The organism is Cognatundibacterium aquatile (assembly GCF_014699135.1).
In the GTDB taxonomy this organism is placed as follows: domain Bacteria; phylum Pseudomonadota; class Gammaproteobacteria; order Burkholderiales; family Burkholderiaceae_D; genus Undibacterium; species Undibacterium aquatile.
Window position 1 is genome coordinate 802,842 of sequence record NZ_JACOFT010000002.1, and the last position, 12,294, is coordinate 815,135.

Here is a 12,294-nt window from a genome sequence, read left to right on the forward strand (position 1 = left end):
AAAAACGCCCGAACCTTTATGGGAACGGGCGTTTATCTAATTCAAGCAGCTTAAGCGCGATGAGTCAAAACTTTATCAATTAACCCGTATTCGACAGCCGCATCAGCCGACATAAAATTATCACGATCAGTGTCTTTGGCAATCTGATCTAAGCTGCGGCCTGTGTTTTCCGCCAGAATGCCATTCAGACGTTCGCGCAAGTACAAAATTTCACGCGCCTGAATCTCAATATCTGAAGCCTGCCCCTGTGCACCACCCAAGGGTTGATGAATCATAATGCGGGAATTCGGTAAAGAGAATCGCTTACCTTTAGCACCTGCCGCCAGCAAAAAAGCCCCCATCGATGCAGCCAGACCAGTACACAATGTCGATACATCTGGCTTAATGAACTGCATGGTGTCGTAGATCGCCATCCCGGCAGAAACGGAGCCGCCCGGAGAATTAATGTAGAAAGAAATATCCTTATCTGGATTTTCACTCTCCAAAAACAACAGCTGCGCGACGACCAGATTTGCCGTCTGATCATTCACCGGACCAACCAGAAAAATCACACGCTCTTTCAATAAGCGAGAGTAGATGTCATAGGAACGTTCACCACGCCCACTTTGCTCTACCACCATAGGCACCATGCCCAGCATATTTGTATCCAACGCCGAATTACGGATGATGCCTGTCATGTGATTTTCCTTTTAAAACTTATGCTTGTGCGTTATTGCCCATCAACTCATCGAAAGGCAGTGTTTTTTCAGTCACTTTCGACTTACCGAGAACATAGTTAACGACGTTTTCTTCTAATACAAGGGCTTCAACTTCTGCAAGGCGATTACGATCACTGTAGTAGTACTTCACTACTTGTTGCGGATCCTCGTAGCTTTGCGCGAAATCTTCAACCTGAGCTTTGATCTGCTCTGCAGTTGCCTGCAAGTTATTAGCCTTGACCAATTCAGCCAAAATCAGACCCAGACGGACACGGCGTTCGGCTTGTGCATTGAACATCTCAATCGGGAATGGAACGTCTTTCACGTTCATGCCACGTTGAGCCATATCCTGACGTGTCATTTCAGCCAGACGCTCACTGTCTTGCGCAACCAAAGAAGTCGGAACATCAAATGTCACTGCCTTAACCAAAGCGTCCATCACGCTTTCTTTTGTTTTCGCTTTAACACGGCCCTTAACTTCACGCTCGAGGTTTTCTTTGATGTCAGTGCGCATTTTTACCAGATCGCCATCTTCAACGCCGAGCATCTTAGCAAATTCAGCATCAACTTCAGGCAAATGCGCCCACTCCAGCTTTGTCAAAGTGATGGTAAATTCTGCAGTTTTACCAGCAACATCTTTGCCATGATAATCTTCTGGGAACGCCAGCGGGAACGTTTTAGATTCGCCAACTTTCAAGCCAACAGTGGCTGTCTCAAACTCTGGCAACATGCGGCCTTCACCTAACACGAAAGTGAAACCTTCGGCCTTGCCACCCGCAAATTCTACGCCGTCAATTTTACCAACGAAATCAACAGTGACGCGGTCGCCGTTTTGTGCAGACTGATCTGCACCACCGTCACCATGCACACCCTGCTCGCCTTTAACGTGGAAATGCACGCGTTGCTTGCGCAGGATATCAATCGTTTTATCGATCTCTGCATCAGTCACATCGGATTTAACCTGTTCAACTTCAGCAGCAGACAAATCGCCAACAACCACTTCAGGGTAGACTTCGAAAGTTGCAGTGAAAGCCAGAGTGCCTTCAGCAACGCCTTCACCTGTTTTTGGCTCAATGTTTGGGTAACCAGCAACACGCAGATTGCTTTCACCAACGGCCGCAGCAAAAGACTGACCAACTTTATCGTTCAGCACTTCTGTTTCAACCTGGTAACCGTATTGTGCGGCAACCATCTTCATAGGCACTTTGCCTGGACGGAAGCCAGGTGCTTTTGCTGTGCGTGCGCGCACCTTCAAACGTTTTTCAACTTCTGATTGCACATCAGCGATCGGGAAGGAAATTGTAAGGCGGCGTTCCAATTTATCTAAAGTTTCGACTGCAGTTGCCATGAAAATCGTCCAAATAGTAAAAATTCTGTGGTGCGAGGAGGGGGACTCGAACCCCCACACCATTGCTGGCGTCAGGACCTAAACCTGGTGCGTCTACCAATTTCGCCATCCTCGCGGGATGAGTTATGTTACTTACCGGCACATCCGACGCGTCCGGCACAAAAGCAAAGGGCGACCCGAACATCAAGCGTCGCCCAAAACTATTAAATAGTGGCATTACAACTCCAACCCGTAATTCTACTGGATTTTGTAAGCCCGTGCCTTATTTTTTTAATGCTTCAAAAAAAACATTTTAGGCAACTCTGCGTCGATTACCTGAAACACCCCTCGCCTTTTGCTTACGTCGGCTTTTTAACACGGAACCATGCCGCATACAATGCCGGTAAAAACAGCAAAGTCAGACCGGTTGCGATGATTAAACCACCCATAATTGCGACGGCCATCGGCCCCCAGAATACCGAGCGCGACAAAGGAATCATCGCCAGCACCGCCGCCGCCGCCGTCAGAATGATAGGACGGAACCGACGGACAGCTGATTCAACGATCGCAGTCCAGACATCTGAGCCTTCCTGGATATCCTGCTCAATCTGATCAATCAGAATGACTGAATTACGTATAATCATACCGAACAAAGCAATGACGCCCAGTTGCGCAACAAAACCAAACGGTCTCTGCAGCACAAGCAATGCCAGGGCAGCTCCCGCCAATCCCAGCGGCCCGGTCAGGAAAACCAGAATGACGCGGGAAAAACTATGCAGTTGCAACATGAGCAGCGTAAAAATGATAAACACGACTAACGGTACATTGGCAGCAATCGATTCTTGCGCCTTGCCGCTATCCGCTGCGGCACCAGCTAACTCCACTGCATAACCCGGAGGCAAGGCGGCCTGAATACCCTTCAACTGCGGTGCGATCTGGCTTGATACGGTCGGCCCCTGAATGCCATCAACCACGTCAGACTGTACGGTAACAGCCCACTCCCTCCCCTCGCGCCAGACCACGCCTGGCTCCCAGACCAGTTTGATCGTCGCGATCTGCGACAAAGGAACCGATTTTCCGCTCGCAGTAGGGATATTCGCATTGTTCAATGCGTTCACGGTTGAACGCTCATCAACTGGCTGACGCACCACCATGTCGATCAACTTATTGCCATCGCGGAATTGACCAACGGTTGTGCCGCTCAGAATCGTATTCGCCGCGCGCATAACGTTTTGCGATGTCACACCCAATACCCGCAACTTGTCCTGATCCAGGTCGATACGCACAACTTTCACCGACTCATTCCAGTTGTCGTTCACGCCAATCGCATTCGGATTCGCCATCATGACTTGCTTTACCTGATCAGCAATCTCGCGCACCTTCGCCACTTCCAGCCCAGTCACGCGGAACTGCACAGGATAAGGCACCGGTGGTCCGTTAGGCAGCAATTTCACGCGACCCCGTACCTCAGGAAAATCCTTCTTGAAAATATCGATGATTTTTAAACGCAACGCCTCTCTTGATTTTAAATCTTTGGGCAAAACAACCAGTTGAGCCACGTTTGTCTGCGGAAAAATCTGATCCAGCGGCAGATAGAAACGCGGACTTCCCGTTCCCACATAACTCGTCACACTGGAAACGCCCTCCTGCTGCCGCACAAAATTTTCAAATTTCTTGGTCTGCGCTTCTGTTGCCGCAAATGACGAGCCTTCCGGCAACCACAATTCGACCATCAATTCAGGACGATTTGAATCCGGGAAAAATTGCTGCTCAATAAATTTAAAGCCAAATACTCCAAGACCAAACACACCCAGGGTGATCGCTATCGTCAGCTTGCGCCACTCGACACACCAATTCACCAGCGCGCGGAAACGGTTATAAAACGGCGAATCAAACAGCTCATGATGGTGGTTATCATTGACGTTATGCGGCTTTACTTTTAACAGCAGATAACCAAGATAAGGCGTAAACAACACTGCGGCCAGCCACGAAATAATCAGTGCCAGCGCATTCACGGAAAACATCGAAAACGTATATTCGCCCGCTGCCGATTTAGCCAGGCCGATAGGCAAAAAGCCTGCGGCCGTAATCAAAGTTCCGGTCAACATCGGCATCGCCGTTGATGTATAGGCAAAGGTGGCGGCGTCAAAGCGAGAGAAGCCCTCCTCCATTTTACGCACCATCATTTCTACCGCAATAATCGCATCATCGACCAACAGACCGAGCGCAATAATCAAAGCGCCAAGTGAAATTTTATGCAAATCGATGTCAAAGATGCGCATGAATAAGAAGGTAATCGCCAACACCAGAGGAATCGTCAGACCAACAACAAGACCCGGCCAGATGTCGAGACGGAAAGGTTTGGTATGCAAGCCAAGCGACAGAAAACTGACTGCCAGCACAATGACGACCGCTTCGATCAGCGTGTGCAGAAATTCTCCGACCGATTCTTTCACTGCATCAGGCTGATTTGTCACCTGCTCCAGTTGTATGCCCATCGGAAGTTTTGCCTTGATCGTACGGACATCCGCTTGTAAATGCTTGCCCAGCTCAATGATATTGCCGCCTTTTTCCATAGAAATACCAAGGCCGATCACTTCCTTGCCGTTAAAGCGCATTTTGTCTTGCGGTGGATTTTTATACTCACGTTTTACTGTCGCAAAATCTCCAAGGCGGAAAGTGGTGCCGTTTGCCCGCAATTGCAGATTTTCCAGATCCTTCACCTTCATTAAGGCGCCGGAAACCCGGACTTGCAGGTTATCCGTAGATGTTGTCAGTACGCCGGTACTTTCAATCCCATTTTGCGAGCCAATCTGAGAAACAATCGCGTCGAAAGAAATACCCAGTTGGGAAAATTTCTTTTGAGAGAATTCGATATTCAGTTTTTCATCCTGCACGCCGAACAATTCCACCTTCGAAACCGAAGGGATGCGCAAGAACTGCTGACGAACGAAATCAGCATATTCCTTTACTTCTTCATAGGTGAAGCCATCACCCGACAACGCAAAGATAGAGCCGTAAGTATCACCAAATTCATCGTTAAAGAAAGGACCGAGCACACCCGGCGGCAAGGTGCCTTTGATATCACCTATCTTCTTACGCACCTGATACCAGGATTGCGCCGTTTCTTTCGGCGGCGTGGATTCACGCAACTGCAGAATAATCAGTGTTTCGCCTGGCTTGGAATAACTGCGGATGCGATCAATGTACGGCGTCTCTTGCAGCTTTTTTTCCAGTTTGTCGGTCACCTGGTCGGCCATTTGCAAAGCAGTCGCGCCCGGCCACATTGCGCGGACGACCATCGCGCGGAAAGTGAACGGCGGATCTTCATCCTGCCCCAGCTTCCCATAACTGAAAATACCGCCAAGCAGCAATACAACGATCAGGTAGCGGATAAGCGGGATATGCTCCAGCGCCCAACCTGACAAATTAAAACTTCTCGAAGAGTTACTCATTTAGAGGCTCCCACCGCAGAAGCTGACGCTTCCGTCACTGGCGGCTTTGTTGCTGGTGGCTTTATTGCCGGAGACTCAGCTCCCAGTATGCTGACTTTCTGCCCTTGTTTTAACAAATTAACACCAGCAGTCACGACCTGCTGGCCAGAAGAAATTCCACCCGCAATCAACACATCTTCGCCCGATGCGCCAGCCAGTTTCACCGGCACCAGCTTCACCGCACCGCCACTGACGATCCAGACCGCGGTCTGCCCTTTATCCTGAAATAATGCCGTGGTCGGCAGTTTAAATACTGGCGCCGGATTCGGTGCGACGAAGCTGACATTGGCCGTCATACCGAGACGCACATCTTTTGCATCCGCTGGCAAACTGACTTTAGCGAGATAAGTGCGCGTCACCGCATCCGCGACCGGTGATAATTCACGTAACTTACCCGGCAATACCAATGTCGGATCAGCCCATAAGCCGACCCTGATATCACTCATCTGCCGTATGGTATTGATTTTGTTTTCCGGAATACCTACAACTACATCCATCTCACCAGTTTGCGCAACGCGGACAACCGGCGTTCCGGCAGCAACAACCTGCCCGACTTCTGCGTCAATCCCGGTGACAACGCCATCAACGTCAGCAATCAGCGTCGCGTATCCGGCCTGATTGCTCTGATTTTTAAAGCCGGCAACTGCCTGCTCAAAACTGGCTTGCGCTGCTTTATAGGCGACCTCTTTGCTATCGAGGATTGCTGCTGCAACGAAATTCTTTGCGCGTAATTCCTGATAGCGTTTTAAATCGGCCTGAGCCAGATCGCGATTACTTTCTGCCGCTGTCAACGCCGCTTTCGCCTGCATTTGTGCCAGCAGTAAATCCTGAGGATCAAGCTGCATCAGCAATTGCCCACGCTTCACCACCGTTCCCAGCTCAACCTTACGTTGAACAATCTTGCCGCCGACACGAAAGCCCAGACGAGATTCTATTCGTGGGCGCACTTCGCCGGATAATTCAAATGCCACATCAGAAGTGGTATTGGTCGCGGTGACCACACGCACTGGCCGCACGTCCTCGGTTTTCTCAACCGGCTTGGAACAGGCCACCAACAAACTCAACAAGGAAAGCGCAGCAATCGCCCGCGACGAGGACAAACCTGAATGCCGCAGTTTGACGCGATTGACAACGGGGGACGCGTCAGCGAACACGGGAGTTTTTAGTGTTAACACAAAAGTTTTCCTTTACTATGCGGACCGAATGAGGCGGCTGGTAATGAGATGACATATTCATCATTACCGCAACTAATTGCAACTGATCGCACTGATTTTAAATAAATGACTGGCTGGTTATTTATTATAATTAAGGTCAACCTATTTGCCAATGACTTTTCGGTCATTAAGGATTTATACCCACTTATGTCTGTTGAACACTACGAAAATTTTCCTGTCGCATCGATCTTACTTCCGCCGCATTTACGACCGGCAGTCGAAGTCATTTATGCTTTTGCCCGCAGTGCGGACGATATTGCGGACGAGGGAGATGCCACGCCTGAACAGCGTCTGACAGCGCTCAGCGCCTATGAGCAGGAGCTCGACTTCATTGAGCAAAACAGCAACAGTACACAGCCCATGTTCATCGCTCTGGCTGATGTTATCCGACAACACCAACTGCCGCTGCAGGCGTTTCGGGATTTACTTTCGGCATTTAAACAGGACGTGGTCACCACCCGTTATGTTGATTTCGGACAGTTGCAAGATTATTGTCGTCGTTCGGCCAATCCGGTCGGTCGTATCATGCTGCATCTGTATCGCGCGGCGACGCCAGAAAACATCCGAGACTCGGATGCGATTTGCTCGGCACTACAGTTGATTAATTTCTGGCAGGATGTCGCGATTGATTGGAAAAAACAGCGCATTTATCTGCCGCAAAGTGACATGCAAACCTTCGGCGTCAGCGAGCAGGATATCGCAAATCAGAATTTGAACGCCGCCTGGCAAGCACTGATGCAATTCCAAATCGCGCGCGCGCGCCAGATGATGCTCGCAGGTAGCGGGTTGGCGACGCAACTTCCGGGCCGCATCGGCTGGGAGCTGCGCTTAGTTATTCAGGGCGGTCTGCGCATCATAGAGAAAATTGAAGCTGTGAATGGCGATGTGTTTCATCATCGGCCGACACTGAAGGCGCAGGATTGGCTACTGCTGGGCTGGCGCGCACTGCGAATGCCGTCCAGAGACTGATTCAGCATCAATAAATACTCCCCCCAGTATATAAAAGAGCCCAATGAATACGCAGAGGTTAGCGATGTTTTTTAAAAATAGTGGGGGAGTATATAAATTATTGCAAAACTAACATCAAGTTACAAAAAATTTCAACATCCATAAATAAGTGCGTAAAGCGCTGACGTATACTGAAACAAAGCCGCATAATGCGACTGGCAAGACGATCCCAGTCCCCACATCCAGCAACCTTAACAACGTCAGGCTTACTCATGCGAACTTGTATATCGCGAATGTTTTTCCTACTATGCGTTTTCCCACTGAGTGCGTGCACTGTCATTGCCATCGCCGACGTCGCTGTCTCCACGACAGTGAAAGTCGGGGGTGCCGTCGTTGGAACGGCGGTGGATGTGACCGCCGCAGGCGTTAAAGCAGTAACCAAGAGCAACCCTGAAAAATAAACCCAGATTCACTATCACGCCCAGTTGAAACGGAAAGATTATGCCAACCGCGTTCGAGATCGAACAGCACAGACAAGTACAAAGCGCCGCCAAAACTGTATTGCAGCAAATGGCTGGTCTGATTACTGCAGATGACACCGAAAAAAGTATCGCTGAAAAAGCGCACCGGCTACTGCAGGCGCAAGGCTATCCGGATACCTGGTATCACTCTTGTCCGGCACTGGTATTGCTCGGCTCACGCAGTTGCGTCTCCGTCTCCGGGCGCGATTATCAACCCAACGAAGAACGTGTCGGTAACGATAATCTGGTCACGATCGATCTGAGTCCGACGCGGGATCGCTTCTGGGGCGACTGCGCCCGTTCATTTCCGATAGAACACGGCAAAGTCACACCGACACCGCAATTAATCGAATTCAGAAATGGTCTGAATTTCCTGAAACAGATGCATCAGCAAATGCAGGCTCTGGTAAGACCTCAGACCACGTTTGGCCAGTTGTTTGAATGGGCCAATATGCGCATACGTCAGAACGGTTTCGTCAATCTCGATTATCGCAACAACGTCGGCCACAGCATCGCTAACGACAAAGATCAGCGCCAGTATATTGATTCCAGCAATGACATTCCATTGTCGGAAGTTGGTTTTTTCAGCTTTGAACCATTTATCAGGCTCAAGGGAGGAAAATGGGGTTTCAAGCGGGAAGGCATTTTTTATTTCAATGACGCAGGCATGCTGGAAGAACTGTAACCCTGCCATCGCTCGGTGCATCAAACAGTAAAAAAGCCCACCGATGATGGTGGGCTTTTTTATATGAAGCGAATACTGAATAAAAGTACGCTCAGGCGCAATTAACCACGATGTTACTTGCGGCGTCCGGCTTGGTAATATCTGCCACACCGCTTGCATTCTGCACAGTACAGGTCTGTCCGGTCGGTTGCGTTGCCACTGTCACCGCATATGTCATGCCATTGAGCAGACTCCAGCCAAAATTATAAATACCGATCGTGCTGATCGCTAAGGTATCGGTAGTGGATTTTGCTGTCGTCGCATTCGACAGCGTCAATGTATTACCAGCGGTCAGACCATTCACCGTAACCTTGACCGGTACCGCAGGAACGCAGGAAACCGCGACATTGTTGATCGCGTTCGGATATTTATTATCCGCTACGCCGGTACCATTGGCGACCGTACAATACTGTGCGGCTGGTGGCATCGCCACCGTCACATTGTAACGATACCCGCTGACCACATAATTAGTTAACTGGAATGCGCCATTGGCGGACAAGGACATCGTCTTGTCTGTGGCAACACTAGTGGCTGGATTCACCGTATTGTTGTTCAAGGTAATCGCGCCACTATCGGCCATGCCGGACAGGGTTCCGGAAACCGGCACATTCGGCACACAAGTCACCACGATGTTATTCAGTGCCCCCTCGCCCGTCATTTTTCCCGTGCCATTGGCGACTGTGCAATTCACCAGATTTGGCTGGCTAGAGACAATGATAGAGTAATTAGCATTGCTCGCCACATTGAATGAAAAAGGGCCATCTGCAGTCAGTGTCCGGATGAAGTTCTGCTCATTCATCAATTGCACTGAATTTGCCCCTGTTGTTCCCAGACCCGTGACGGTGCCGCCGACGGACGTGTAAACGAAGCCACCGCATCCAGCCAGGATAATTCCCAGGCCACCCAAAATTGCCACAAGTTTCGATTTATTCAAGATGTTTGTCCAAATTTAAAGTTTCGAGTCAAAAGCCAGGCTCTTTTGTGCAGAGCGATAATATAATGCGCCCACTATTATACGAGCTGTCGCGTTTTGAGTTAAGAATTCTACAATCTGATTACATTACGATACTTCCGTTCTACATGCAGCATCGCAATCTGAACAGGTTGAGGCATGTTGAAGTTTGTTAGCATAGCAACTCTTGTCAACTTTGATCAGCCCAGCGTCAACAACTTTTTTATATTCCAGCATGTCACCAGACGAATATTGCCAACAAAAAGCTGCAGAAAGCGGCTCCAGTTTTTACTACAGCTTCCTGTTCCTGCCAGCAGAAAGACGCCGCGCCATCACTGCGCTCTATGCTTTTTGCCGCGAAGTGGATGATGTCGTCGATGAAAGTACTGACGATATGGTTGCCCGCAGCAGACTGACTTGGTGGCGCAAAGAAATTCAGGCAATGCTGGCGAATACGCCGACACATCCTGTCACCAGAGCCTTGCTGCCACACCTGACGACTTACCAGCTTGAAGGTGCGCATCTGATGGCGGTCATCGATGGCATGGAAATGGACTTGAATCAGACCCGTTACCTGGACTTTCCTGCGCTGCAAAAATACTGCTGGCATGTCGCTGGTGTCGTCGGGATTTTATCGGCCAGCATCTTTGGCATTAGCAATCCGCAAACCAAAGTATTCGCCGAGAAACTCGGCCTTGCGTTTCAAATGACGAATATCATCCGAGATGTCGGTGAAGATGCGCGCAAGGGCAGAATTTATCTTCCAGTCAATGAACTGCAACAGTTTAAGGTGACGGCAGCCGACATACTGAATGCCAGACATAGCCCTGAATTTGAAGCGCTGATGCAGTTCCAGTACGAACGGGCTCAGAAACTCTATGATGAGGCACTGGCAATACTGCCACCAGAAGACCGCCGCGCGCAGCGTACCGGCTTGATTATGGCGGTCATCTACAGAACGCTGCTATCGGAAATTCAGCGCGATGGCTTTCATGTGCTGAGCCAGCGCATCTCGCTGACACCGATACGTAAACTCTGGCTCGCCTGGAAAACCTATATCCGTGGCTGAAATGGCGAAGGTCTCAAAAAAAATTGCTGTGATCGGTGGTGGCTGGGCGGGCTGTGCGGCAGCTGTCACATTGACGCAAAACGAACATCAGGTCAGCCTGTTTGAGTCGGCCAAAACACTCGGTGGCCGCGCGCGCGGCGTCGGGATTAATGGACTCACAGTTGATAATGGTCAGCATATTCTGCTGGGCGCATATCAGCAGAGTCTGAAATTAATGAAAACCGTCGGTGTTGACCTGAACGCTGCGTTTTTGCGGCTGCCGCTACAAATGATCTACCCAGAGCACGAAGATGGCATGCACTTCATTGCGCCACGACTGCCTGCGCCACTGCATATGCTCGTGGCTCTCTGGAGGGCGAAAGGTCTGCGCCGCGAAGACAAGCTGGCACTCGCCAGATTTTCCTCTGCAGCGCGCTGGATGGGCTGGACGCTCAATACCGATTGCACCGTCGCAGAATTGCTGCAACGCTTTGATCAGACAAGCAGACTGTGCCGCCTGATGTGGAATCCACTTTGCATCGCTGCATTAAACACACCTGCTGAACAGGCTTCGGCGCAGGTGTTTCTGAATGTTCTGCGGGACAGCCTTGGCGCCAGTCGTGCCGCATCCGACATGTTGCTGCCGAGACTGAATCTGTCTGCACTGTTCCCGCAAAAAGCGGCGGAATTCTTACAGCTTCACGGCGCTGATGTGGCATGTTCAAGCGCAATCAAAGCAATCAAAAAAGACGGCGCATCTCAATGGATCATACAGTCCGCGCAGCAAAATGAGCAGACATTTGACGGCATCGTTATTGCCACTGATGCCAGTAATGCGCAGCGACTGCTGAGTGATGCGGACACTGGCATTACATTGCCACCACTGACATACAAAGCCATCACGAGCTGCTATTTGCAGTATGCGCCAGGAACAAGCCTGCCGCGCCCCATGTATGCTTTATTGGACGATCCCTCGCAACAGCAATGGGGACAATATGTATTTGACCGCGGCCAGTTGCATGACGATCAGAGCGGCTTGTTGGCAGTGGTGATCAGCGCACCCGAAGAGCACCAGCAAGATCACCAGTCACTCGCAGGCGCGATTGCCCGGCAATTGACTGATAGCTTCCAGCGCCCCGAACTGGCAAGCCCGCTCTGGCACCAGATCATTACCGAAAAAAGAGCAACCTTCAGCTGCACTCCGGCGCTACAACGCCCGCCAAACAGCACAGGCATAGCCGGGCTGACATTGGCCGGAGACTATACGCAGGGCGATTATCCGGCGACACTCGAAGGCGCGGTCAGCAGCGGCATCCACGCAGCAACTGAGGTCATCAACAGCCTGCGCCAATAAACACAACTGCTGCG

10 protein-coding genes and 1 tRNA gene are annotated in these 12,294 nt (G+C 50.4%); 5 read left to right on the top strand and 6 right to left on the bottom strand.

The window, feature by feature from the left end:
* Positions 1 to 50: 50 nt before the first annotated feature.
* The 5 genes from clpP to H8K26_RS08120 all read right to left on the bottom strand — a co-directional run bounded on the left by clpP (position 51) and on the right by H8K26_RS08120 (position 6,694).
* Positions 51 to 677, bottom strand: a complete 627-nt coding sequence (gene clpP, locus H8K26_RS08100; RefSeq protein ID WP_304941546.1) for an ATP-dependent Clp endopeptidase proteolytic subunit ClpP — start codon at positions 675 to 677, stop codon at positions 51 to 53.
* Positions 678 to 696: 19 nt separating this feature from the next.
* The gene (gene tig / locus H8K26_RS08105) at positions 697 to 2,046 is read right to left on the bottom strand and encodes a trigger factor (RefSeq protein WP_190478643.1); all 1,350 of its coding nucleotides are present in this window, start codon (positions 2,044 to 2,046) and stop codon (positions 697 to 699) included.
* 28 nt (positions 2,047 to 2,074) lie between these two features.
* Positions 2,075 to 2,161 (bottom strand) — tRNA-Leu (locus tag H8K26_RS08110).
* A 223-nt stretch (positions 2,162 to 2,384) separates the two neighbouring features.
* Positions 2,385 to 5,480 (bottom strand): efflux RND transporter permease subunit, encoded by a 3,096-nt coding sequence (locus tag H8K26_RS08115; protein ID WP_190478645.1) that lies wholly within the window; start codon positions 5,478 to 5,480, stop codon positions 2,385 to 2,387.
* Entirely contained in the window at positions 5,477 to 6,694 is a 1,218-nt protein-coding gene (locus H8K26_RS08120) for an efflux RND transporter periplasmic adaptor subunit (RefSeq protein WP_317889260.1), read from the bottom strand. The genes H8K26_RS08115 and H8K26_RS08120 overlap by 4 nt, the downstream gene beginning before the upstream one ends.
* 186 nt (positions 6,695 to 6,880) lie before the next feature.
* Between H8K26_RS08120 and hpnC the strand changes: the two genes are divergently transcribed.
* From hpnC to H8K26_RS08135, 3 genes are all read left to right on the top strand, one after another.
* Positions 6,881 to 7,702, top strand: coding sequence for a squalene synthase HpnC (gene hpnC / locus H8K26_RS08125; RefSeq protein WP_190478647.1), 822 nt, complete (start codon positions 6,881 to 6,883; stop codon positions 7,700 to 7,702).
* A gap of 272 nt (positions 7,703 to 7,974) precedes the next feature.
* The gene (locus H8K26_RS08130) at positions 7,975 to 8,142 is read left to right on the top strand and encodes a hypothetical protein (protein WP_190478872.1); all 168 of its coding nucleotides are present in this window, start codon (positions 7,975 to 7,977) and stop codon (positions 8,140 to 8,142) included.
* A gap of 40 nt (positions 8,143 to 8,182) precedes the next feature.
* On the top strand, positions 8,183 to 8,887 hold the full coding sequence (locus H8K26_RS08135) for a M24 family metallopeptidase (RefSeq protein WP_200181394.1): 705 nt from the start codon (positions 8,183 to 8,185) through the stop codon (positions 8,885 to 8,887).
* A 91-nt stretch (positions 8,888 to 8,978) separates the two neighbouring features.
* Here H8K26_RS08135 and H8K26_RS08140 read toward each other — a convergent pair whose 3' ends face one another.
* On the bottom strand, positions 8,979 to 9,860 hold the full coding sequence (locus H8K26_RS08140) for a hypothetical protein (protein ID WP_190478650.1): 882 nt from the start codon (positions 9,858 to 9,860) through the stop codon (positions 8,979 to 8,981).
* A 253-nt stretch (positions 9,861 to 10,113) separates the two neighbouring features.
* Here H8K26_RS08140 and hpnD point away from each other — a divergent pair, with 253 nt between their 5' ends.
* The gene (hpnD, locus tag H8K26_RS08145) at positions 10,114 to 10,947 is read left to right on the top strand and encodes a presqualene diphosphate synthase HpnD (protein ID WP_190478652.1); all 834 of its coding nucleotides are present in this window, start codon (positions 10,114 to 10,116) and stop codon (positions 10,945 to 10,947) included.
* Between the two features lies 1 nt (position 10,948).
* Positions 10,949 to 12,280 carry a hydroxysqualene dehydroxylase HpnE gene (gene hpnE, locus H8K26_RS08150; RefSeq protein ID WP_190478655.1) on the top strand — a complete coding sequence of 444 codons (1,332 nt, stop codon included), beginning with the start codon at positions 10,949 to 10,951 and terminating at the stop codon, positions 12,278 to 12,280.
* Positions 12,281 to 12,294 lie beyond the last annotated feature (14 nt).

What these genes read in the sequence shown, in the direction of transcription:
- hpnC (WP_190478647.1), top strand. Translation starts at nt 6,881, where the DNA reads ATGTCTGTTGAACACTACGAAAATTTTCCTGTCGCATCGATCTTACTT.
- H8K26_RS08115 (WP_190478645.1), bottom strand. Translation starts at nt 5,480, where the DNA reads ATGAGTAACTCTTCGAGAAGTTTTAATTTGTCAGGTTGGGCGCTGGAG.
- tig (WP_190478643.1), bottom strand. Translation starts at nt 2,046, where the DNA reads ATGGCAACTGCAGTCGAAACTTTAGATAAATTGGAACGCCGCCTTACA.
- hpnE (WP_190478655.1), top strand. Translation starts at nt 10,949, where the DNA reads ATGGCGAAGGTCTCAAAAAAAATTGCTGTGATCGGTGGTGGCTGGGCG.
- hpnD (WP_190478652.1), top strand. Translation starts at nt 10,114, where the DNA reads ATGTCACCAGACGAATATTGCCAACAAAAAGCTGCAGAAAGCGGCTCC.
- clpP (WP_304941546.1), bottom strand. Translation starts at nt 677, where the DNA reads ATGACAGGCATCATCCGTAATTCGGCGTTGGATACAAATATGCTGGGC.
- H8K26_RS08135 (WP_200181394.1), top strand. Translation starts at nt 8,183, where the DNA reads ATGCCAACCGCGTTCGAGATCGAACAGCACAGACAAGTACAAAGCGCC.
- H8K26_RS08130 (WP_190478872.1), top strand. Translation starts at nt 7,975, where the DNA reads ATGTTTTTCCTACTATGCGTTTTCCCACTGAGTGCGTGCACTGTCATT.